The 19,176-nt window shown below is 71.7% G+C and carries 20 protein-coding genes and 1 pseudogene; 12 read left to right on the plus strand and 9 right to left on the minus strand.

From position 1 onward, the window contains the following. Window positions 1-9: 9 nt before the first annotated feature. Window positions 10-582 (minus strand): annotated as a pseudogene (cobU, locus tag ACZ3YL_RS21150) (bifunctional adenosylcobinamide kinase/adenosylcobinamide-phosphate guanylyltransferase); the annotation flags it as partial. Window positions 583-687: 105 nt separating this feature from the next. On the opposite strand from cobU, the gene ACZ3YL_RS21155 reads away from it, so the two are divergent. Continuing rightward, window positions 688-888: a hypothetical protein gene (locus tag ACZ3YL_RS21155; RefSeq protein ID WP_380463789.1), complete on the plus strand. Its 201-nt coding sequence runs from the start codon at window positions 688-690 to the stop codon at window positions 886-888. A gap of 10 nt (window positions 889-898) precedes the next feature. On the opposite strand, the gene ACZ3YL_RS21160 is transcribed toward ACZ3YL_RS21155, so the two are convergent. Together ACZ3YL_RS21160 and ACZ3YL_RS21165 are read right to left on the minus strand one after the other, a co-directional pair. Next, window positions 899-1,639 (minus strand): class I SAM-dependent methyltransferase, encoded by a 741-nt coding sequence (locus ACZ3YL_RS21160; RefSeq protein ID WP_188304027.1) that lies wholly within the window; start codon window positions 1,637-1,639, stop codon window positions 899-901. A gap of 179 nt (window positions 1,640-1,818) precedes the next feature. Then, complete coding sequence (locus ACZ3YL_RS21165; RefSeq protein WP_188304014.1) at window positions 1,819-2,409, minus strand: DUF3043 domain-containing protein; 591 nt, start codon at window positions 2,407-2,409, stop codon at window positions 1,819-1,821. 301 nt (window positions 2,410-2,710) lie between these two features. Between ACZ3YL_RS21165 and ACZ3YL_RS21170 the strand changes: the two genes are divergently transcribed. Together ACZ3YL_RS21170 and pspAA are read left to right on the plus strand one after the other, a co-directional pair. Next, window positions 2,711-3,520, plus strand: a complete 810-nt coding sequence (locus ACZ3YL_RS21170) for a PspA/IM30 family protein (protein WP_188304013.1) — start codon at window positions 2,711-2,713, stop codon at window positions 3,518-3,520. Window positions 3,521-3,554: 34 nt separating this feature from the next. After that, complete coding sequence (gene pspAA, locus ACZ3YL_RS21175; RefSeq protein WP_188304012.1) at window positions 3,555-3,854, plus strand: PspA-associated protein PspAA; 300 nt, start codon at window positions 3,555-3,557, stop codon at window positions 3,852-3,854. A gap of 90 nt (window positions 3,855-3,944) precedes the next feature. On the opposite strand, the gene nadA is transcribed toward pspAA, so the two are convergent. Beyond that, window positions 3,945-5,129: a quinolinate synthase NadA gene (gene nadA, locus ACZ3YL_RS21180; protein ID WP_465659059.1), complete on the minus strand. Its 1,185-nt coding sequence runs from the start codon at window positions 5,127-5,129 to the stop codon at window positions 3,945-3,947. A gap of 188 nt (window positions 5,130-5,317) precedes the next feature. On the opposite strand from nadA, the gene ACZ3YL_RS21185 reads away from it, so the two are divergent. The 3 genes from ACZ3YL_RS21185 to ACZ3YL_RS21195 all read left to right on the plus strand — a co-directional run bounded on the left by ACZ3YL_RS21185 (window position 5,318) and on the right by ACZ3YL_RS21195 (window position 8,420). After that, window positions 5,318-6,241, plus strand: coding sequence for an NADP-dependent oxidoreductase (locus ACZ3YL_RS21185; protein ID WP_465659061.1), 924 nt, complete (start codon window positions 5,318-5,320; stop codon window positions 6,239-6,241). Window positions 6,242-6,403: 162 nt separating this feature from the next. Continuing rightward, complete coding sequence (locus ACZ3YL_RS21190) at window positions 6,404-6,868, plus strand: Lrp/AsnC family transcriptional regulator (RefSeq protein WP_188304010.1); 465 nt, start codon at window positions 6,404-6,406, stop codon at window positions 6,866-6,868. A 184-nt stretch (window positions 6,869-7,052) separates the two neighbouring features. Beyond that, on the plus strand, window positions 7,053-8,420 hold the full coding sequence (locus tag ACZ3YL_RS21195; RefSeq protein ID WP_465659063.1) for a pyridoxal phosphate-dependent decarboxylase family protein: 1,368 nt from the start codon (window positions 7,053-7,055) through the stop codon (window positions 8,418-8,420). A 69-nt stretch (window positions 8,421-8,489) separates the two neighbouring features. Here ACZ3YL_RS21195 and ACZ3YL_RS21200 read toward each other — a convergent pair whose 3' ends face one another. After that, entirely contained in the window at window positions 8,490-9,353 is an 864-nt protein-coding gene (locus tag ACZ3YL_RS21200) for a GNAT family N-acetyltransferase (protein WP_188304009.1), read from the minus strand. Window positions 9,354-9,598: 245 nt separating this feature from the next. Between ACZ3YL_RS21200 and erpA the strand changes: the two genes are divergently transcribed. Then, on the plus strand, window positions 9,599-9,952 hold the full coding sequence (gene erpA / locus ACZ3YL_RS21205; protein WP_049651846.1) for an iron-sulfur cluster insertion protein ErpA: 354 nt from the start codon (window positions 9,599-9,601) through the stop codon (window positions 9,950-9,952). A gap of 82 nt (window positions 9,953-10,034) precedes the next feature. Here the strand turns inward: erpA and ACZ3YL_RS21210 are convergent, their stop codons facing one another. Together ACZ3YL_RS21210 and ACZ3YL_RS21215 are read right to left on the minus strand one after the other, a co-directional pair. Then, window positions 10,035-10,718 (minus strand): hypothetical protein, encoded by a 684-nt coding sequence (locus ACZ3YL_RS21210; protein WP_465659065.1) that lies wholly within the window; start codon window positions 10,716-10,718, stop codon window positions 10,035-10,037. A 101-nt stretch (window positions 10,719-10,819) separates the two neighbouring features. After that, the gene (locus ACZ3YL_RS21215) at window positions 10,820-11,029 is read right to left on the minus strand and encodes a hypothetical protein (protein WP_188304007.1); all 210 of its coding nucleotides are present in this window, start codon (window positions 11,027-11,029) and stop codon (window positions 10,820-10,822) included. Between the two features lie 278 nt (window positions 11,030-11,307). Between ACZ3YL_RS21215 and ACZ3YL_RS21220 the strand changes: the two genes are divergently transcribed. Next, a complete protein-coding gene (locus tag ACZ3YL_RS21220; RefSeq protein ID WP_465659067.1) occupies window positions 11,308-12,285 on the plus strand; it encodes a carbohydrate kinase family protein in 978 nt (325 codons plus the stop codon). Window positions 12,286-12,295: 10 nt separating this feature from the next. On the opposite strand, the gene ACZ3YL_RS21225 is transcribed toward ACZ3YL_RS21220, so the two are convergent. Beyond that, a complete protein-coding gene (locus tag ACZ3YL_RS21225) occupies window positions 12,296-13,849 on the minus strand; it encodes an aminotransferase class V-fold PLP-dependent enzyme (RefSeq protein ID WP_465659069.1) in 1,554 nt (517 codons plus the stop codon). Between the two features lie 369 nt (window positions 13,850-14,218). On the opposite strand from ACZ3YL_RS21225, the gene ctaC reads away from it, so the two are divergent. The 4 genes from ctaC to ACZ3YL_RS21245 all read left to right on the plus strand — a co-directional run bounded on the left by ctaC (window position 14,219) and on the right by ACZ3YL_RS21245 (window position 18,702). Next, window positions 14,219-15,073, plus strand: coding sequence for an aa3-type cytochrome oxidase subunit II (gene ctaC / locus ACZ3YL_RS21230; RefSeq protein ID WP_188304005.1), 855 nt, complete (start codon window positions 14,219-14,221; stop codon window positions 15,071-15,073). After that, a complete protein-coding gene (gene ctaD / locus ACZ3YL_RS21235) occupies window positions 15,070-16,845 on the plus strand; it encodes an aa3-type cytochrome oxidase subunit I (protein ID WP_188304004.1) in 1,776 nt (591 codons plus the stop codon). Before ctaC ends, ctaD begins: the two co-directional genes overlap by 4 nt. Next, the gene (locus tag ACZ3YL_RS21240; RefSeq protein WP_188304003.1) at window positions 16,845-17,267 is read left to right on the plus strand and encodes a cytochrome c oxidase subunit 4; all 423 of its coding nucleotides are present in this window, start codon (window positions 16,845-16,847) and stop codon (window positions 17,265-17,267) included. The genes ctaD and ACZ3YL_RS21240 overlap by 1 nt, the downstream gene beginning before the upstream one ends. 178 nt (window positions 17,268-17,445) lie before the next feature. After that, window positions 17,446-18,702 (plus strand): L,D-transpeptidase, encoded by a 1,257-nt coding sequence (locus tag ACZ3YL_RS21245; RefSeq protein ID WP_188304002.1) that lies wholly within the window; start codon window positions 17,446-17,448, stop codon window positions 18,700-18,702. 7 nt (window positions 18,703-18,709) lie between these two features. On the opposite strand, the gene ACZ3YL_RS21250 is transcribed toward ACZ3YL_RS21245, so the two are convergent. Next, on the minus strand, window positions 18,710-19,081 hold the full coding sequence (locus tag ACZ3YL_RS21250; RefSeq protein ID WP_465659072.1) for a GntR family transcriptional regulator: 372 nt from the start codon (window positions 19,079-19,081) through the stop codon (window positions 18,710-18,712). Window positions 19,082-19,176 lie beyond the last annotated feature (95 nt).

A 19,176-nucleotide genomic window follows, 5' to 3' on the forward strand; every position in this document is an offset into this window, starting at 1 on the left:
TCCGGAAGGCTACACGCCGTGGGTGTGCGGGCTCGGCTTGACCGTCAGAACCTGTCCCGCGACCACCAGCAGGACCCGCTCCGAGGCGTCGGCGACGGCCATGTTGAGGCGGCCGAGGGTGTCGCGGAAGCGCCGCCCGGCGGCGGTGCCCGGGACGACGCCCATGCCGACCTCGTTGCTCACCGCGACGACCGTCCGCCGGGTGTCGGCCCAGGCCGCGGCCAGGGCCTCGCAGCGGCGCCGCACCGCGGCCTCGCCGCCGTCCGTCCAGGCCGCGTCGTCCCAGGCGTCGCACTCGTCCATCACGGCGGTCAGCCACAGCGCCAGACAGTCGATCAGCACCGGCGCCGGGTCCTCGGCGTCGGCCAGTACGGCCTCCAGCGCGCAGGTCTCGGCGGTGCGCCAGCTCGCCGGCCGGCGGTCCCGGTGCAGGGCGACCCGCTGGGCCCACTCGGCGTCGCCGTCCCGGGTGCCGCCGGTGGCCACGTACAGGACGTCCGGGCGGTCGGCGAGCAGCTGCTCGGCGCGGGTGGACTTGCCGGAGCGCGCGCCGCCGAGCAGCAGTGTGCGGGGGAGCGGGGGGTGGGTCGCCATGCCGCCCATCCTGCCCGACAGGCATACGGAAGATCGGGCCGGGCAGGCTATGGTGCGCAGCACACACGGCAGCGTCAGTGGGAGGAGCCGGGCATGGTCTGGACGTGGCGGTACGAGAAGGCGGACGGCAGCGCGGTGACGTCGAGCCTCGGCCAGGAGGAGTTCGCCGGCCAGGGCGATGCCGAGACCTGGATCGGGGAGAGCTGGAAGCAGCTCGCCGAGGAGGGCGTGGACACCGCGGTCCTCCTGGAGGACGGCGCCAAGGTCTACGGGATGAGCCTGCACGAGGGCTGAGCCCCCGGGCTCACTTGGCCCCGATCACGTGCAGCAGCGCCGCGACCTGCCGGTAGGGGTCGGTGCGGGCGGCCCGGTCCTCGGCTTCGAGCAGCTGGGCCAGCTGTCGCCCGTCCACCGGCGGGGTCGCGTCGTCGGGCGCGTTGTCGGTGAAGACCCGGACGCCGTACCAGTGCCGCACCGGCACCGACACCTCGGAGAGGGTGACGCTCAGGTCGGCGAGCCGGTCGGCGCGGGCGGCCAGCCCGAGCCGGTTGTAGTACCGGTCGCTCTCGAAGGCGTGCAGGGCGGCCCGCCAGTCCCCGGCGGCGGCGGGTCGCAGCGCGAGCGCGTCGCGGTTGCGGACGAGCAGCGAGAGCAGCCCGCCGGGCGCGAGCAGCCGGGCCAGCGAGGCGATCATCGGGTCCGGGTCGGGCAGGTACATCAGGACGCCGTGGCAGAGCACCACGTCGAAGCTGCGCGGGCCGAACCAGCGCCCGCACTGGTGGCCGTCGCCGCTGAGCAGCTGTAGCCGGCCGCGCACCTCGGGCGCCTCCTCGGCGAGTGCCCCCTGGGCGACGCCGAGTGCGACCGGGTCGGAGTCGATCCCGGTGACGTAGTGGCCGGCCCGGGCCAGCCGCAGGGCCTGGGTGCCCTGTCCGCAGCCGATGTCCAGGACGCGCTGGGCGCTCCGGCCGGCCAGCTGTTCGGCGAGCTGCCGGGAGACGAGCTCCTGCCGGACGAAGTTGCGCAGCCCGCCGAGCCGGTCCAGCCAGGCGCCGGTGCCGCCGGCGAAGGAGCCGCTGCGGGAGGGCAGCCGACGCTCCTGGCCGAGCCGGTCGTGGCCGCCGTCGCCCTGGCCGGGGAGCGCGCCGCCCTGTCCGGGAAGGGCGTAGAGGCCGGGCCCCTCCCAGGACGGCGGGGCCCAGCCGGAGTCCACCGGTTCGGCGGTCAGGGCTTCTCCCCGCGCCGCACCTGCGGCTTGGGCAGGCGCAGCCGGCGCATCTGCAGGGTGCGCATGATGCCGTAGGCGACCACGCCACGGGTGTTCTGCCCGGCGAAGCGCTCGGCCAGCTGCTTGCGCAGGCCCAGGCCGAGGCGGACGAAGTCCAGCACGACGAGCACGAAGAACAGCAGGAACAGCAGCGTGGACAGCAGCTGCAGGGCGGGCACCTTGACGATGCTCAGCACCAGGATGACCACGGCGGCCGGCAGGAAGAACTCGGCCAGCGACCAGCGGGAGTCCACGTAGTCGCGGGCGAACTTGCGCACCGGGCCCTTGTCACGGGCGGGCAGGTGGCGCTCGTCGCCGTCGATCAGCGCCTGGCGCTGCTTCTCACGCTCGGTGCGCATCCGGTCGCGTGCCTGGCGGGAGGCCTCCTTGCGGTCCTTGGGCACCGTGACCCGGGTGCGCCGGTTGGCCTCGGCCTCGTTGCGCTTGGGGGTGGGGCGGCCCTTCTTGGCCTGCGGGTGGCGGGCTTGGGGCGTCTCGTCCTCGAGCACGGTGGCGGAGGCGGCATCATCTGAACGGCGTCGGAACACACCACCAGCGTACGGGGTGCGACGCCGCGACCAAGGGTCCCCTCGGACCCAAACGCATATCGATCCGTCCGGCCGCGATCCGACCCGGGGTGCCCGGCCCCTTCCCGTAGGGGATCAGTCGGATGGAGTATGGAGAGGATGAGAGGCGGATCCACCCGGGGGATGAGGATCTGCCCCTGGTCGCTGTAGCAGTCTTGTTGCAGGCAGGTGCACTGCGGCGAATGGCTCGCTGCACATACACTCGTCGTGTCTGGTAACGAGATTTAAGACCGCAGGCCGGAGAAGGGGGCACCCGAGGCCCATGAGCGACGGAATCATGAAGCGTATGGGGCTGATCTTCCGCTCCAAGGCGAACAAAGCCTTGGACCGGGCGGAAGATCCCCGTGAGACGCTCGACTACTCCTACCAGAAGCAGCTCGAACTGCTGCAGAAGGTACGGCGTGGCGTCGCGGACGTCGCGACCTCGCGCAAGCGCCTGGAACTCCAGCTGACCCAGCTCCAGCAGCAGTCCGCGAAGTACGAGGACCAGGGCCGCAAGGCGCTGTCCCTCGGCCGTGAGGACCTCGCGCGCGAGGCGCTGACCCGCAAGGCCAACATGCAGTCCCAGATCACCGATCTGGAGACGCAGTACCAGGCCCTGCAGGCCGAGGAGGAGAAGCTCACGCTCGCCTCCCAGCGCCTCCAGGCCAAGGTGGACGCCTTCCGTACCAAGAAGGAGACCATCAAGGCCACCTACACCGCGGCGCAGGCGCAGACCCGTATCGCCGAGTCCTTCTCCGGCATCTCGGAGGAGATGGGCGACGTCGGCCTGGCGATCCAGCGTGCCGAGGACAAGACCGCGCAGATGCAGGCCCGGGCCGGTGCGATCGACGAGCTGCTGGCCTCCGGCGCGCTCGACGACGCCAGCGGTCTCGGCCGCAAGGACGACATCGAGGCCGAGCTGGAGCGGGTGGCCGGCGGTTCCGACGTCGAGCTGGAGCTGGCCCGGATGAAGGCCGAGCTGTCCGGTGGCCCCGCCGCCGGTCCGGCCGCGATCGAGCAGGGCAAGCCGGCTCAGCAGCCGCAGGAGTCGCACCCGCAGGACACCCCGCGCATCAACTACAACAAGTGAGCTGAACGCACCCACGAACCAGGAGAAGCGCAGCATGATCATGAGGGTCATGGGTGAGGGGCAGTACGAGGTGGGCGAGGACCACCTGAACCTGCTCAACCAGCTCGACGACGAGTTGCTCACCGCGGTGGAGTCGGGCGACGAGGGCACCTTTCGCCAGGCCTACGGCAAGCTGCTGGACGCCGTGAAGCAGTACGGCAGCCGGTTGCCGGACGACTCCCTGGAGCCGTCCGAGCTGATCCTGCCGAGTGCCGAGGCGACCCTCGACGAGGTCCGGGCCCTGCTGCTGTCCGAGGGCGAGGGCGTCATCCCGGGGTTCCCCGAGTACGAGTAGCCGCGCGGCCGCTGCCAGACGAAAGGGCGGGCCCCCTCCGATGGGAGGGGGCCCGCCCTTCGCCGTCGTCGGCCCCGAGCCGGCTCCGGGTTACGGCAGGGCCAGCATCCGGTCGAGCGCGGCCTTGGCGTACTTCTCGGTCTCCGGGTCGACGCTGATCACGTTCGGCACCCGGCCCTCGACCAGCGACTCCAGCGCCCAGACCAGGTGCGGCAGGTCGATCCGGTTCATGGTCGAGCAGAAGCAGACCGCGCGGTCCAGGAAGACGATCTCCTTGTCCGGGTGCGCCTTGGCCAGGCGGCGGACCAGGTTCAGCTCGGTGCCGATGGCCCACTTGGAGCCGGGCTCGGCGGCGTCCAGGGCCTTGATGATGTACTCGGTCGAGCCCACCATGTCGGCGGCGCTGACGACCTCGTGCTTGCACTCGGGGTGCACCAGGACGGTCACGCCGGGGATCCGCTCGCGGACGTCGTTCACCGAGTCGAGGCTGAACCGGCCGTGCACCGAGCAGTGGCCGCGCCAGAGGATCATCTTGGCGTCCCGCAGCTGCTCGGCGGTCAGGCCGCCGTTCGGCTTGTGCGGGTTGTACAGGACGCAGTCGTCCAGCGAGAGGCCCATGTCCCGCACCGCGGTGTTGCGGCCGAGGTGCTGGTCGGGCAGGAAGAGCACCTTCTGGCCCTGCTCGAAGGCCCACTCCAGGGCGCGCTGGGCGTTGGAGGAGGTGCAGATGGTGCCGCCGTGCTTGCCGGTGAAGGCCTTGATGTCGGCGGAGGAGTTCATGTACGAGACCGGGACGGTGACGTCGGCTATGCCGGCGTCGGTCAGCACGTCCCAGCACTCGGCGACCTGCTCGGCGGTGGCCATGTCGGCCATCGAGCAGCCGGCCGCGAGGTCCGGCAGCACGACCTGCTGCCGGTCCCCGGTGAGGATGTCCGCGGACTCGGCCATGAAGTGCACGCCGCAGAAGACGATGTACTCGGCCTCGGGGCGGGCCGCGGCGTCGCGGGCGAGCTTGAAGGAGTCGCCGGTGACGTCGGCGAACTCGATGACCTCGTCGCGCTGGTAGTGGTGGCCGAGGATGAAGACGCGGTCGCCGAGTGCGGCCTTGGCCGCCCGGGCGCGCTCGACGAGGTCCGGGTCGGAGGCCGGCGGGAGGTCACCGGGGCACTCGACGCCGCGCTCGCTGTTCGGGTCGGCCTCCCGGCCGAGCAGCAGCAGAGCGAGCGGTGTCGGAGTGGGGTCGACGCCGTAGGTCTCGGTGATGGTGGTGGTCACGGGCGGGTGCCCTTCTGTGCGGCCGAACGTGCGGGGCCTTTTCGTCTATCTGACACTATCTATTCTAACCGGTTAGCGTCAGAGTGACGATGGCCATCCTGTCGATGTGACGAGAACCGCTCGGCGGAAAGGATGCTTCCGGCCGTGGCCGAATCGATACTTCGAAGCCTCCGGGTATGGCTGAGCCCATGAAGGCAATCGCGATCAACCGCTACGGCGGCCCCGAGGTGGTCGAGTACACCGACCTGCCCGATCCCAAGGTCGGGCCCGACTCCGTGCTGGTGCAGGTCCGGGCGGCCGGGGTGAACCCGGTGGACTGGAAGGTCCGGGACGGCGCCCTGGACGGCCTGCTGGACGCGCACTTCCCCCTGGTCATGGGCTGGGACGTGGCGGGCGTGGTCCGTGCGGTCGGCGGCGGGGTGACGGAGTTCGCCCCCGGCGACGAGGTGTACGGCTGCGTCCGCAAGGACGCCGTCGAACACGGCACGTACGCCGAACTGGTCTCCGCCCCGGTCCGCACCCTGGCCCGCCGGCCCGCCGCGCTGGACTGGGCGCAGTCCGGCGGCCTGCCGCTGGCCGGGCTCACCGCGCTGCAGGCCCTGAACGCGCTGCGGCTCGCCGCGGGGGAGACCGTGCTGGTGCACGCCGCCGCCGGCGGGGTCGGCCACCTGGCCGTCCAGCTCGCCCGGGCCCGCGGCGCCCGGGTGATCGGCACCGCGGGCGAGCGCAACCACGACTACCTGCGCGGCCTCGGCGCCGAACCGGTCACCTACGGCGAGGGCCTGGCCGAGCGGGTGCGCGAACTCGCCCCGGACGGCGTGGACGCCGCCCTCGACCTGGTCGGCCGGGGCGCCGTCCAGATCTCGGCGGGCCTGGTGGCCGACCCGGCCCGGATCGCCTCGATCACCGACTTCGGGGTCAAGGCCCTCGGCGGCCACTACGTCTGGGTCCGCCCGGACGCGTCGGGCCTCGCGGAGCTCGCCGCGCTCGCCGACGACGGCCGGCTCACCGTCACCGTCGCCTCGACCTTCCCGTTGGCCCAGGCGGCCTCCGCCCAGGCCCTCAGCGCCGAGGGCCGCACCCGGGGGAAGATCGTGCTGCTCGTGGACTGATGGCCGCCCGCCGGTCATCCGTCGGCGGTGGACTCGTTCAGGTCATCCGCCAGAATGGGTGGCGAACCGTTTCGGCAGTGGTGGCAGCGGCCGCGACAGCGCTGCCCCACCGTCCGGAACGCCCCCTCACCCCCACCGCACGACCCGTGGAGCCCCGCACCGATGACCAGCAGCCGAGCACATGAGGTGATCGGGGCGGACCTGGACGAGACCGACCGGCAGCTCCTCGCCCGCCTCGGCAGCGACGGCCGTGCCTCCTACGCCGAGATCGGTCTCCAGGTGAACCTCTCCGCCACCGCCGTGCGCCGCCGGATCGACCGGCTCCGGGCACGCGGCGTGGTGCGGGGCTTCACCGTGGTGCTCGACCCCGCCGTGCTCGGCTGGCAGACCGAGGCCTTCGTCGAGGTCTACTGCCGCGAACGCACCGCCCCCGAGGAGATCCTCGCCAGCCTGCGCCAGTTCCCCGAGGTGGTCGCCGCCTGGACGGTCACCGGGGATCCGGACGCCCTGGTGCACCTGCGGGCCGGCGACATGCGCCACCTGGAGGCCGTCATCGAGCGCATCCGGCGCGAGCCCGGCGTCCAGCGCAGCCGCTCCTCGGTGGTCCTCTCCCAGCTGATCGGCTGAGCCCGCGGCGGGTACGCAGGAATCCTGCGCGGACCCGTCCGAAGACGCCCGAAACCTGCCTGACCAGCCGCGTTCCGACGCGCGGCGAAGCACCCCCGCTGCCTACGCTGATCACGTCCGGTCACTGCGGTGAGGCGTCCCGCCGACCGGATCCCCCCGACCCCCACAGCCGAGAGGGACAGCCGTGTCCGCAGCACCCGACCGCATGCACCGGCCCGACAACGAACTGGTCGACCTGGTTTTCGACTACATGCGGGAGCGGCTGCAGTACGACCCCGTCCCGCTCGACCACCCCGGTGACGGCGAGCACCTGCGCGCCCAGCTGGCCGGCCTGCTCAACCAGGACGGCAACAACGCGGCCGACGTGCTCAAGCTGTACGACCACGAGCTGTCCCGCGCGGTCATCTCCGCCGACAGCCCCCGCTACCTGTCCTTCATCCCGTGCGCCCCGACCAAGGCCGCGCTGCTGTTCGACATGGTCGTCTCCTGCGCCTCGCTGCAGGGCATCTCCTGGCTGGAGGCGGCCGGCGCCATCGCCGCCGAGAACCAGGTGCTGCGGCTGATCGCCGACCTGGCCGGGCTGCCCGCCTCGGCCGGCGGCTGCTTCGTCTCCGGCGGCTCGGCGGGCAACCTGTCCGCCCTGGTGGTCGCCCGCGACACCGCGCGCCGCAAGCTCGGCGTCGGCCCGGAGGCCCGGCTGCGGATAGCCGTCGCCGACCAGGTGCACTCCTCGGTCAAGAACACCTTCAACATCATCGGCGTCGAGGCCTTCAAGGTCCCGACCGTGAACCGTCGGTTCACCGGTGAGGCGCTGCGCGCCGCCCTGGCTGCCGACCCCCACCCGGAGACGGTGATCGCCGTCGTCGGCACCGCCGGCACCACCAACGAGGGCATCATCGACGACCTGGCCGGCCTGGCCGATGTCGCCCGCGAGCACGACCTGTGGTTCCACGTGGACGGCGCCTACGGCGGCGCGGGCCTGTTCGCCCCCTCGGTGCGCGAGCGCTACAACGGCATCGAGCACGCCGACTCCTTCGTGGTCGACCCGCACAAGTGGCTGTTCGCCCCCTTCGACAGCGCCGCGCTGATCTACCGCAACCCGCAGCTCGCCCGCGCCGTGCACACCCAGGACGCCTCCTACCTGGACGTCCTGCACACCGAGGGCGACGAGTGGAACCCCACCGACTACGCCTACCACCTGACCCGGCGCGCCCGCGGCCTGCCGCTCTGGTTCTCGCTGGCCGTCCACGGCGTCCAGGCTTACACCGACGCCGTCGAGACCGGCCTCCAGCTGGCCCGGGACACCGCCCAGCTGATCCGCGACACCGAGCACCTGGAGCTGCTGTTCGACCCGCAGCTCTCCGCCGTCTGCTTCAAGCGCACCGGCTGGACCAACGACGACTACTACCGCTGGTCGCAGCAGCTGCTCGCGGACCAGATCGGCTTCGTGACCCCGACCGGCTGGGACGGCGAGACGGTCGCCCGCTTCGCCTTCCTGCACCCGGGCACGACCATGGAGATGGTCAGGGAGATCCTGGACACCATGGCCTGATCGAGGCCCCGCCGTCCGTCCGTACGGCCCCACCGGCCCGCCCGGTGGGGCCGTCCGCACGCCCAGGCCCTAGAGGAACGCCCCGCTCGGCAGGTACGGGGTCGGCGGCCGCATCCCGCGCACCCCGACGAAGCCGCCGGTCTCCGGCGTCAGCCCGACCTCCAGGCCGACGTCCAGCGCCCACTCCTGCTCGGCGGTCAGGTACTCCACCCGGGCCTCGACCCCGTCCGGCACCCGGGCCAGCGCCTCGCGCAGCAGCCGGGCCGCGATCCGCTTGCTGGTGGCCGCCAGCAGCCGCACCACGCCGCCGTCCCGGTAGCAGTAGCCGCTGCCGGCCAGCGCGTCGGCGACCAGCAGCTCCTCGAAGTGCCCGAGCATCAGCTCGTGGTCCGGGCCGTGCGCGGACCCGCGCAGCCGGCGGTCCACCGAGTCCAGCAGGTGCAGGTGGGTGAGGTTGCCGCGGTGCACCGGTATGTCGCCCGGGTCGATCAGCCCCTCCCGGTCCACCCGCCCGGTCAGCCGCATCGCGGGGTGCAGGGTGAACCCGGCCAGCCGGTAGCGGCGGGCCGCCGCCGGGGAGCCGGAGACGCAGACCATGCCGCGCAGGCAGCCCCCGGCGTGCGCCAGGGCCCGTTCGAACAGCAGCCGCCCCACCCCCTGGTCCCGCGCGGACGGCCGGACCGCGAACAGCGAGGGCATCCACAGTCCTTCGCGGCGCATCGACAGCACCACCCCGACCGCCTGCCCGCCGGCCTCCGCCACCCAGCAGCCCCCGGCATCGGTGCGCGCCAGGTGCCTGGTCCGGGCCAGCTGCAGCGGCGTCGGTCCGGGCGCCCGCGCGGGGTCGTCCGACAGGTCGGCGAACGCGGCGAGGGACAGTTCCTGGACGACCTCCGCGTCCGCTGCGGTGTCCCTGACCTGGCGAAGGATCATGCCGCCCATCCTGGCGTCCGCGGGGCGGCCGTGGGGCCCGTTCACCCGGATCCATGACGCGGGCGGTGCCCCGTCCTCCCCGGTTGTGCGAGCATGGGGAGCGTAGAGGCCTGGGTGACCCACCCGGCCCACGGAAAACCAGCCGTCGAACTGACCGCAGAAATCCACCGCCGTCCGGGAAATGAAACCGGGCAGTCGTTGGTTGGCACTGGCGGCAGACCGTCGTCAAGACCGGGAGAAAGCAGATGACCGTCCAGGACGAGACCACCGTCGAGAGTGGCATCCTCCTTACCGATGCCGCCGCGGCCAAGGTCAAGGCCCTGCTGGAGCAGGAAGGCCGCGAGGACCTCGCGCTGCGCGTCGCCGTCCAGCCCGGTGGCTGCTCCGGCCTGCGTTACCAGCTGTTCTTCGACGAGCGCTCGCTCGACGGCGACGTGATCAAGGACTTCGACGGCGTCAAGGTCGTCACCGACCGCATGAGCGCCCCGTACCTGGGTGGCGCCACCGTCGACTTCGTCGACACCATCGAGAAGCAGGGCTTCACGATCGACAACCCGAACGCCACCGGCTCCTGCGCCTGCGGCGACTCCTTCAGCTAAGCCTGAAGCGGGCCTCGAACGCCGAGGCGGCCCAGGGGAACCTTCCCCCGGGCCGCCTTTCGCGTTCCAGCGCCCTGCCGGGTTACCGCGCCGGGCCGTCCGGAGTCACCGGGTCGGGGCCCATGTGCGAGTCGCCCTCCAGCGGCACGTCCTGGTTGCTCGACTTGTCGACCACCGTCCGCCCGGCCAGCGGCGAGCGCAGGTCGACGGAGACGGACTGCCGCTTGGCCAGCGCGGTGCAGACCTGTCCCGGCTGGACGGCCGGCGGGCCCGGCACGACCTGGACGCCGACCTGGCCCTGCTGGGACTCGTCCGCCTTCAGCGCGTACTTGGTGCAGACCCCGCCGAAGAAGTAGACGGTCAGTGTGTTGCCGCCGTCCACCCGGTAGCCGATCGGCGGTCGCGCCCCGGGGTTGGGCTTGCCGGTACCGGCCGGGTCGGGCTCGCCGGGGGCGATCCCGTTGGCCGGGGGAGTGGCCGCTCCCGACGGCCGCCCGGGGGCGGGCTCGGCCGGGGTGGGGGACCAGCCGGGCGGCGGGCCGCTCGTGGTGGCCCCCGCGGACGGCGAGCCGGAGTCCGCCGGGGCCTGCGGGGAGCCGCTCGCCGAGGGCGAGGCGCTCGCGGTGGCCGACGCGGTGCTCTTGGCCGAATCCCCGGAGCCCTTGCCGTCGCCGTTGCAGCCGGCCAGGGTCACCACCGCCGCCAGCGCGGCCACCGCCAGGGCCACCGTCTGCCGACCGCGCTGGGGCATCGTCTCCAGATCCATCTGCACATCCTCCCGAGGGCTCAGCGGCGCCGCCTCCTCGGCTGCTCCGCGCGGATGTGACGTGCCCCGGTCGGATCCGGTTCCGCTTCGGCCCGGGCGGATCACATGCCGTACTCGGCCATCCCGGCGACCAGTCGCTGGGCCCCGGACGGGACCCGTACGCCGACGGACGCGGGGGCGGCCGGCTCCGGACCGGCCGTCACCTGCGGCCAGAACCGGCGCAGCCGACGGGAGGAGCTGACCAGCGCGTCGAGGGTCTCGCCGTCCGCGTCGGACCGAAGGGCGGGCAGCGGGGAGTGGTTGGGCATCATCGGGCATCGCTCCGATCCAGGCCGTGGCCGCACCGCCACGGTCGACGACGGGCCCCGTCACGTCCGACAGGGTTCCCGTTGCCGACCCTAGGCGCGGCTCCGTGGGCCCACCAGTGCTACCCGGAGGTAGTACACGTCCGAGGGCTTCGGGTGCCACCATGGCCGGGAGGGCCGGGCGGCAGCTTGCGGGACGCATGCCGGCTCGCCGCCCCCGCACCGGTACCGTTAGTGGGTTCATCCGCCCCCGCTGGCCCTGTTGCCATCCTGAGGAGACCTCCGTGCGTATCGCCGTCGCCGGCTCGATCGCCACCGACCACCTGATGACGTTCCCCGGTCGGTTCGCCGACCAGCTCGTCGCCGAGCAGCTGCACACCGTGTCGCTGTCGTTCCTGGTCGACGCCCTGGACATCCGCCGCGGCGGGGTCGCGCCGAACATCACGTTCGGCATGGGTGTGCTCGGGCTCCGACCGATCCTGGTCGGCGCCGCCGGCGCGGACTTCACCGAGTACCGCAGCTGGCTGGAGCGCAACAACGTGGACTGCGACTCCGTCCACATCTCCGAGACCCGGCACACCGCCCGCTTCATGTGCACCACGGACGAGGACCACAACCAGATCGCCTCGTTCTACACCGGTGCCATGGCCGAGGCCCGCAACATCGAGCTCAAGCCGATCGCCGACCGCGTCGGCGGCCTCGACCTCGTCCTGATCGGCGCCGACGACCCGCAGGGCATGGTGCGCCACACCCAGGAGTGCCGCACCCGCGGTTACGCCTTCGCCGCCGACCCCTCCCAGCAGCTGGCCCGCCTGGAAGGCGAGGACATCCGCGAGCTGGTGGACGGCGCCGCCTACCTCTTCACCAACGAGTACGAGGCCGCGCTGATCGAGACCAAGACCGGCTGGGGCGGCGAGGAACTGCTCACCCGGGTCGGCACCCGGGTCACCACCCTGGGCAGCAAGGGCGTCCGGATCGAGCGCAAGGGCGAGGCCCCGATCCTGGTCGGCTGCCCGGTGGAGGACGCCAAGGTCGACCCGACCGGCGTCGGCGACGCCTTCCGGGCCGGCTTCCTGGCCGGCCTGTCCTGGGGGATCGAACTGGAGCGCAGTGCCCAACTCGGCTGCATGCTCGCCACCCTGGTGATCGAGACCGTCGGCACCCAGGAGTACGAGCTGCGCCCGGTCGCCTTCCTGAAGCGCTTCGAGGACGCCTACGGCGCCGAGGCCGCCGCGGAGATCCGCGCGAACCTGGTCAAGTAGCCCGCCCCGGTCAGGAGCGGCGCACCACCAGGTAGGCCGAGCCCCGGTCACCGCCGTAGTCGGCGGCCGGGGCCTCGCCCGCGTACTCCTGTCCGCGCATCCCGCACCAGGCCGGGATGTCCAGCCGGGCGGCTTCGTCGTCCGCGAGGACGGCGACCGTGCCGCCCACCGGCACCTCGCCGATCCGCTTCGCCAGCTCGATCACCGGCAGCGGGCAGCGCTTGCCGAGGGCGTCGATCACTGTGACTCGCCCGCTCGCCTCCGGGCGCTCGGACCCGGTGCCGACGCTCTTCGCTCCGGCACTCCCTCCTACGTCGGTCGCTGGTCGCTCACCGCTTTCGGCACCGGCGCGCCCTTCGGCTCGGGGCGCCACTCGCCCGCTCGCCTCGGGGCTCGGCGTGAGCTCCGTCGGGGCGCTGACCGCCGTGGGCGCGGGCAGGTCCAGCCCGAGCGGCGCCCGGACCCCGGCGACCAGCTCCGGCAGCACGGCGAGGAAGCGCTCCACGTCCGCCTCGGCCGTCCTGTACGGCAGCGAGACCCGGACGTTGCCCTCGGTGAGCACCCCCATCGCGGCCAGCACGTGGCTCGGCGTCAGGGTGGAGGAGGTGCAGGAGGAACCGGAGGAGACCGCGAAGCCCGCCCGGTCCAGCTCGGTCAGCAGCACCTCGCCGTCCACGTACAGGCAGGAGAAGGTGACGATGTGCGGCAGCCGCCGCACCGGGTCGCCGACCACCTCGACCTCGGGCACCGTCTGCGGCACCCGGGTGCGGATCCGCTCCACCAGCGCGTGCAGCCGGGCGTTCTCCCGCTCGGCCTCGGCCCGTACGGCACGCAGCGAGGCGGCCGCGGCCACGATCGCCGGGACGTTGACGTAGCCGGGCACCCGTCCGCCCTCGCGTTCGTCGGCCGGCAGCGGTGAGGCGTACCGGACTCCCTTGCGCACGGCGAGGATCCCGACCCCGGGCGGCCCGCCCCACTTGTGGGCGCTCGCGGTCAGCAGTGACCAGCCCGCCGGGACGTCCATCCGTCCGACGCTCTGCGCCGCGTCGACCAGCAGCGGCACCCCGGCCGCGGCGCACAGCGCGGCGACCTCGCCGACCGGCTGGACCGTCCCCACCTCGTGGTTGGCGCTCTGCAGCGCGGCCAGCGCGGTGTCCGTCCGCAGCAGGGCGCCGAAGGCCTCCGGGTCCACCCGTCCGGCGCCGTCCACCGGGGCGACCGAGACCTCGCCGCCGTCCGTCTCCCGGCGCTCGGCGACGTGCAGCACGCTGGAGTGCTCCACCGCGGAGTGCACCAGGTGCCCGCCGCGCCGCCGGTTCCCGGCCAGGCCGCCCAGCAGGCCGAGTTGGACGGCCTGGGTCCCGCTGGCGGTGAAGGAGATCTCGTCGGCGCGTACGCCCAGGACGCCGGCGACCGTCTCGCGGGCGGCGTCCAGCAGCATCCGGGCCTGGCGGCCGAAGCGGTACAGCCGGGCCGGATCGGCCCAGCCCTCGTCCAGGGCGGCGGTCAGGGCCTGCCGCGCGACGGGGTGCAGAGGGGCCGTCGAAGCCACGTCGAAGTACACGGTCACATTTAACGGCACACCCGGAAGCGTTCCGCTCGCTCCGCATCGCTCACCGACCGTCAGTCGATCACCCTGAATGTCCGCTTCGTCCGGTACCGACGGGCCGTCACTCCCGTTGTTCGAGGTCATCCCCCGATCGGGCGTAACGGCCTCGAATGCCTACGATGACCTGGGATGCAGCCCCTGCCGGGCCTGATCGGGCGACCGGGCGGCGCGTTACCGGGGGCTGCCCGTCAGGAGCGCATAAGGCTGGAGTAGGGTTTGGCCCGCATAAGCATTCAAACCGTGCCCGTGGACGGGTCGCCGGAGGAGCTCACAATCCCCTCCCGGTGCGACGCGAAGGCGGGCGAGACTTCGGGAAGGCGCTACGTGAGTCCCAACGGCTCCGACCGCTCGCCGCGGCGCACGATGCGGCGGAAGCTGCCTCAGGCGCTGGCACTGGGCCTCGTCATCGCGACCGCCACCGGCTGCTCGGCCAACGACCTCCCCAGGCTTGGCCTCCCGAGTCCGGTCACGAAGGAAGGACCCATGGTCCTCCAGATGTGGCAGGGCTCCTGGATCGCGGCGCTGGTGGTCGGCGTACTGATGTGGGGTCTGATCATCTGGAGCGTGATCTTCCACCGGCGCAAGCGCACCGGCGTGGAGATCCCCCCGCAGACCCGGTACAACGTGCCCATCGAGGCGCTCTACACCGCGGTCCCCATCATCATCGTCTCGGTCCTCTTCTACTTCGTCGCCCGCGACGAGTCGAAGCTGACCTCCGTCTCCGCCAAGCCGCAGCACTACGTCAACGTGGTGGGCTTCCAGTGGAGCTGGGCGTTCAACTACGAGAACACCGAGACCCCCGACCCGGCCAACAAGGACGCCGCGTACGACGTCGGTACGCCCAAGGACGTTCCGACGCTCTGGCTGCCGGTCAACGAGACGGTGCAGTTCCGGCTCACCTCTCGGGACGTCATCCACGACTTCTGGCCCGTCAACTTCATGATGAAGATGGACGTCGTGCCGGGCGTGGTGAACAAGTTCGAGGTCACCCCGACCGTCAAGGGCGAGTACAGGGGCAAGTGCGCCGAGCTCTGCGGCGTCGACCACTCGCGCATGCTCTTCAACGTCAAGGTCGTCGATCGCGCCGACTACGACAAGCACCTGGCCGAGCTTCGTGCGAAGGGTCAGGAAGGCGCGGTGCCCTCCGGCGTCATCACCATGGGAAGTGAAGCGAAGTGACCATCCTCAACGAGCCCGCCGCGGCCGGCGGGGGCGCCGAGGCCGTCACGGTCGGGGCGCAGCGGACCCGCAAGCCGGGTTCGACCATCATCAAGTGGCTGACGACTACTGACCACAAGACGATCGGCACCCTGTACCTGGGCACGTCGTTCGCCTTCTTCCTGATCGGTGGCATCCTCGCCCTGGTCATGCGTGCCGAGCTGGCTCGTCCCGGGACCCAGATCCTGTCGAACGAGCAGTTCAACCAGGCGTTCACGATGCACGGCACGATCATGCTGCTGATGTTCGCGACGCCGCTGTTCGCGGGCTTCGCGAACTGGATCATGCCGCTCCAGATCGGCTCCCCGGACGTGGCCTTCCCGCGTCTGAACATGTTCGCGTACTGGCTGTACCTCTTCGGTTCGTCCATCGCGGTCTGTGGCTTCCTGACCCCGAACGGCGCCGCCGACTTCGGCTGGTTCGCCTACTCCCCGCTCTCCGACGCGGTGCACTCGCCCGGCGTCGGCGGCGACATGTGGATCATGGGTCTGGCCTTCTCCGGCTTCGGCACGATCCTCGGTGCGGTCAACTTCATCACCACGATCATCTGCATGCGCGCTCCGGGCATGACGATGTTCCGGATGTCGATCTTCGTCTGGAACGTCCTGCTGACCTCGGTGCTGGTCCTGCTGGCCTTCCCGGTGCTGGCCGCCGCGCTGTTCGCCCTGGAGGCGGACCGCAAGTTCGGGGCCCACGTCTTCGATCCCGCCAACGGCGGGGCGATGTTGTGGCAACACCTGTTCTGGTTCTTCGGCCACCCCGAGGTGTACATCATCGCGCTGCCGTTCTTCGGCATCGTGTCGGAGATCATCCCGGTCTTCAGCCGCAAGCCGATGTTCGGCTACTCCGGTCTGATCGCGGCCACCATCGCGATCGCCGGTCTGTCCGTGACGGTGTGGGCGCACCACATGTACGTCACCGGACAGGTGCTGCTGCCGTTCTTCTCCTTCATGACCTTCCTGATCGCGGTCCCGACCGGTGTGAAGTTCTTCAACTGGGTCGGCACCATGTGGAAGGGCTCACTGAGCTTCGAGACCCCGATGCTCTGGACGGTCGGCTTCCTGGTCACCTTCCTCTTCGGTGGTCTGACCGGTGTGCTGCTGGCCTCGCCGCCGATCGACTTCCACGTCTCGGACTCGTACTTCGTCGTGGCCCACTTCCACTACGTGGTCTTCGGCACCGTCGTGTTCGCGATGTTCGCCGGCTTCCACTTCTGGTGGCCGAAGATGACCGGCAAGATGCTGGACGAGCGCCTCGGCAAGATCACCTTCTGGACGCTGTTCTTCGGCTTCCACACCACCTTCCTGGTGCAGCACTGGCTCGGCGCGGAGGGCATGCCCCGCCGTTACGCCGACTACCTGGCCTCGGACGGCTTCACCACGCTGAACACCGTCTCGACCATCGGCTCCTTCGTGCTCGGCCTGTCGATCCTGCCGTTCCTCTACAACGTCTGGAAGACCGCCAAGTACGGCGAGAAGGTCGAGCAGGACGACCCGTGGGGCTTCGGCCGCTCGCTGGAGTGGGCGACCTCCTGCCCGCCGCCGCGGCACAACTTCCTCACCCTGCCGCGGATCCGCTCCGAATCCCCGGCCTTCGACCTCCACCACCCGGAGATCGCCGCGCTGGACTACCTGGAGAACCACGGTGAGCCGGCCAAGCACCTCGCCGGTGTGACCCCGGCGAAGTACGACGCCCCGAAGCTGGGCAAGGGCAAGCAGGAGGGTGACGCCTGATGAAGGAACAGGGAAAGATCTTCCTGGGCCTGGCGGTCTTCGTACTGGCGATGGCCATCACCTACGGCCTGTGGACCAGCCACGCGAGCAACGGCCCGGGCCTGGAGGCCGCCGGTACCACCGCGCTGTTCCTGGCCTTCGGCCTCTGTGCCTTCATCGGGTACTACCTCGCCTTCACCGCCCGCCGGGTGGACAGCGGCGCGGGTGACAACCCCGAGGCCGAGGTCGCGGACGACGCCGGTGAGCTGGGCTTCTTCGCCCCGCACAGCTGGCAGCCGCTGTCGCTGGCGCTCGGTGGCGCGCTCGCCTTCCTGGGCGTGATCTTCGGCTGGTGGCTGATGTTCTGGGCCGCTCCGATCATCCTGATCGGCATCTTCGGATGGGTCTTCGAGTTCTACCGGGGCGAGAACCAGAACCAGTAGGTTCCGCCTCCCACCACAGGGCCGGTCCTCCCGCACGGGAGGACCGGCCCTGCTGCGTCCTGAGGGTGACGACCTCACTCACCCGGGTGAACGGAGAGTCGCTCGGATGTCGCTCGATGCGACGCGTTCCTACGATCTGATCAATCGTGCGAATCGTGCGAACCCCTCGGAGGCGGTCATGGCCGACAGGCGCGGAATCGCAGGCATCAGCAGCATCTCGCTGGCCCTGGCAGTACTGGCCCCGCTGGCCGCCTGCTCATCCGGCGACGAGGAGCCCACCGGGCCGCACCGGATCGACGCGGCCCCGCTCGTCCACCTCTCGGCCGAGGGCAAGGTCGACCCCTCCAAGCCGGTCACCGTGACCGCCGTGGGGGGCAGCCGGCTCACCGACGTCACCGTGCTCGGCCCGGACGGCCGGGTGGTGGCCGGCACGCTCGCCGACGACCAGCACAGCTGGCAGACCACCGGCCGGCTGAAGGCCGACACGGCGTACGCCGTCCGGATCTCCGCCGACGACGGCCGGAACGGCCGGGGCGACACCACCCAGACCTTCAGCACCATGGCCGCCCAGCGCCTGCTGAACGTCAAGCTCGGGCCGGACTCCTCCGGCACTGGCGTCTACGGGGTGGGCCAGCCGCTCACCGCGCAGCTCTCCGAGGCGGTGAAGGACCCCCAGGCCCGTCAGGAGGTCGAGCGCGCCCTGACGGTGACCTCCCAGCCGGCCGTCACCGGCGCCTGGTACTGGGTGGACGACAAGAACCTGCACTTCCGCCCGCAGGAGTACTGGCCGGCCGGGACGACCGTGGCACTGGCCTTCGACGGCACCGGCAGCCGGATCTCGGACGGCCTCTACGGCGGCGACCGCAGCTCGCTGCGGCTGCGGATCGGCGCGCGGGTCGAGTCGGTGGTCGACGCGGCCACTCACGAACTCACCCTCAAGCGTGACGGCGAGGTGGTCCGGAGGATCCCGGTCACCACCGGCAAGCCCGGCTTCGACACCCGCAACGGCATCAAGGTGGTGCTCGGCCAGGAGCGCTCGGTGCGGATGAACGGCGAGACGATCGGCATAGCGGCCGGCAGCTCCGAGGCGTACGACCTCGACGTGCTGTGGGCCACCCGGGTGACCTGGAGCGGCGAGTACGTCCACGCGGCGCCCTGGTCGGTCGGCTCGCAGGGCTACGAGAACGTCAGCCACGGCTGCACCGGGATGAGCACCGACAACGCCAAGTGGTTCTACGACAACACCCGGGTGGGGGACCTGGTGACGGTGGTCAACAGCCGCGGCGCCACCATGGAGCCCTTCGGCAACGGCTTCGGCGACTGGAACGTCTCCTGGGTGGACTGGGTCAAGCACAGCGCCCTCGGACAGCCCCTCAGCACCACCGCCCCGGCCGGCCAGGCCCCCGCCGCGGGCATGACGCGCCCCGAGCTCTGAACCGGCCCTAGGCCCCGGGATAGGTCACGTGCAGGGCCGTCACCACGGCGGCCAGGGCGTCCGGGTGGGACAGGCCCAGCCGGCCCACCCGCTCGGCGTACTCGGCGGCGGCCTCGGCGGCCAGCCGGTGGGCGGTGTCCCCGGTGGCCGCGATCAGGGTGCCGCGCCGGCCGTGGGTCTCCACCACGCCGTCCGCCTCCAGCTCCTTGTAGGCCCGGGCGATCGTCCCGGCGGCCAGCCCCAGTTCCTCGGCGAGGGCCCGTACGGTGGGCAGCCGCTGCCCGGTCGGCAGCGCGCCCGAGCGGGCCTGCTCGGCGATCTGGGCGCGGATCTGCTCGTACGGGGGCGTGGCGGCGGCGGGGTCGACGGACAGCTGCACGGAGGGCTCCTGGGGGCGATGCGGTGCGATACGGGGCGGTGCGGGGCGGTGTGGTGACTGTGCGGGGGCGGGAAAGCCCGAGGGCCGCCGACCAG

It is taken from the genome of Kitasatospora sp. NPDC023176 (assembly GCF_055560495.1).